This window comes from Sphingomonas sp. CFBP 8760, from assembly GCF_014841615.1.
Classification (GTDB): Bacteria; Pseudomonadota; Alphaproteobacteria; order Sphingomonadales; family Sphingomonadaceae; genus Sphingomonas.
Genome location: NZ_JACYUG010000054.1, coordinates 1 through 1,067, shown reverse-complemented (window position 1 = coordinate 1,067; position 1,067 = coordinate 1). Strand labels below are relative to the sequence as shown.

The following is a 1,067-nucleotide window of genomic DNA, read 5'->3' as shown; positions in this document are numbered from 1 at the left end:
CGCGCTGATCGGCGATCGCCAGCAGCTCCTGCCGATCGATGCCGGCAAGGCCTTCGCGATGATGCAGGCCGCCAGGATCGGCATGGCCTGCATGGATGACAATCTGCGCCAGCAGACCGACCAGCTGCGCACCGTCGCAGCGCTCGCCAACGTCGGCAAGGCGGGGCAGGCGATGAAGGTCCTCGGTGACAAGGTCGTTGAACACCAGGAGCCATCCAAGCACGCTGCCGAGCTGTGGCTGGCGCTGTCGCCGGCGGAACGCGCCGAGACGGCCATCTTCGCGTCCGGACGCGAAACCCGCGCGACGATCAACGCGGAGGTGCAGAAGGGCCTGAAGGCGGAAGGCACCCTCAAAGGTGACGGGCTCTACATCGCCGTCATCCAGAACGTGAACGTCGAGCGCGAGGAGCTGCGCTACGCCCAGACCTACGAGAAGGGTCAGCGCCTCGAGATCAAGGGCAGGGTTTCGGAAGTCGGTCTTGAGCGCGGGGTTGTCGAGGTGAAGCGGACCCTGGCCAACGGCCGGGTCGAGATCGTCCAAGCAGGCAAGACGATCCGGTTCAATCCGCAGAAGATCGACCCGATGATCGACTGGGACCGCATGTCGCTCGCGACGATCGAGGCGATCCAGATCCATGAAGGCGACCGGATCCGCTGGACCGACAACGACAAGGAACGCGGCATCTNACGACAAGATGATGCAGCGGATGGACCTCGCCTACGCGCTCAACATGCACATGGCGCAGGGCATCACCGTCAACAAAGCCATCACGGTCATGCAAAGCTGGGAACGGCACCTGTCGAACCAGCGGCTGTTCAACGTCGGCGTCACCCGCATCCGCTTCGACCTGACCATGGTCGTCGACAACCAGCAAAAGCTTGAGATGCAGCTGAATATCAACCCCGGCGACAAGACGTCGTCGCTCGAAAGCCTCGGTCGCCTCGATATCGATCGCGCTGTGGTTCAGACCAAAGCCGCTGACGATGCGCTGACCAAAGCGATGGACAGCCTCGACTGGACTTGCCCCGGAAAAGTGGAGAGTTCCCCTGAGGTGAAAGGCGAACTC

At 62.8% G+C, this 1,067-nt stretch carries 2 pseudogenes; both read left to right on the top strand.

Features of this window, described 5'->3' with window-relative positions:
* Positions 1-58: 58 nt before the first annotated feature.
* Positions 59-686: pseudogene (locus IFT82_RS21135) on the top strand (MobF family relaxase); the annotation flags it as partial.
* Positions 687-707: 21 nt separating this feature from the next.
* Positions 708-1,067, top strand: a pseudogene (locus tag IFT82_RS21130) (hypothetical protein); the annotation flags it as partial.